We start from the raw sequence: 1280 nt of genomic DNA on the forward strand, positions 1-1280 counted from the left end.
GGCGGTGTCAAGCTGTGAATGCACCACAAACCAGAAAGGTGGTTCGTGGTGGTTCAACGATCAACACAGAAGATAAGGGACCATGCGGTGGCTTCGGTGCTTGCCGGCCGACGGGTAACTGTGGTCGCAGAAGAAGTTGGATACAGCGCCGATAGTGTGTACGCATGGCTGAAAACAGCTGGTGTGAACTGCAACGCCCAGGCTAACCACCGCGTGATCCACACAACCAAAGGCTTACGCAAGCAATGGAGTCCGCGCCGCAAACAGCTCAACGACCGGGTGTGTGAACTAGTCAACGAACACGGCAGATCAGCCCTGTCCGTGGCCAGGGAACTGGGACTAAGCGATCAGACCGTCACGCGGTGGGCCCGCCAGGCCCGGCTTGCAGCAATGCCCGGTGCCACCAGGCGTGAGCTTATTGCTCGTGGTACCCACCTGTCTCTATCGGGGTTCGCACCTTGGCACATCGCGACTGAGTTAGGTGTGTCGCCAGCACAAGTTGCGACGTGGATTGATGATGGACTCATGCCTGTAGCACCTGCGCATCCAAGAGCTGTTCAAGCTGGTCTTGACACCAACAGTATCGTCACCACCCCAGTGGGGCGGGGGCGGACCCTGAGCCTGGCCGATCGTTGTCAGATCCGTTTACTCTCGCGGAAAGGTCTGTCCTGCCGCGAGATCGGTAAACAGATCGGTCGTGATCACACCGTGGTATCGCGTGAGATTAAACGCAATGCGCTCCTGGTGGCCTACGACCAAGGCGACGAAGAGAAGGAGTATGACCCGGATATTGCTCAGTATCAGGCTACACAGCGTAGGAAGCGCCCTAGGCAACGAAAACTTGATCAACCTGGCCCTTTGCGTGCCGAGGTGTTGGCGATGTTGGCGCGGAAGATCTCACCGGGGCGTATTGCCTGTCGACTCAAAGCTAAGCACCCACACAATAGAGATATGCATATCTCTCATGAAGCGATCTACAGTGCCTTGTACATACAAACGGCAGGAAGCCTGCGCAAAGAACTAGAAGACCTCATGAACACCAAACAGGTGCTCATTCGCGCGGAACAGACCCGTACACCTCGTAACCGGGTAGCAGGCCTGCACAATAAGAACTGGGTGTATGGGTCGGAAATCACCACACGCCCACCTGAAGCAGATGACCGGGCGATTCCGGGGCATTGGGAAGGTGACCTCGTGCTGGGGAAAAACCAGCAGTCAGCGCTCATTACATTAATCGAGCGACGCTCGAGGTTTACCCTGCTGTATCACCTGCCGGACAG

1 protein-coding gene is annotated in these 1280 nt (G+C 56.6%); it reads left to right on the forward strand.

Annotated elements, in window-relative coordinates; all coding sequences use genetic code 11:
* Positions 1-87: 87 nt before the first annotated feature.
* A partial coding sequence (locus WG936_RS12215) for an IS30 family transposase (protein ID WP_339573062.1) occupies positions 88-1280 on the forward strand: 1193 nt, incomplete at its 3' end.

It is taken from the genome of Corynebacterium sp. H127 (assembly GCF_037482665.1).
GTDB lineage: Bacteria > Actinomycetota > Actinomycetes > Mycobacteriales > Mycobacteriaceae > Corynebacterium.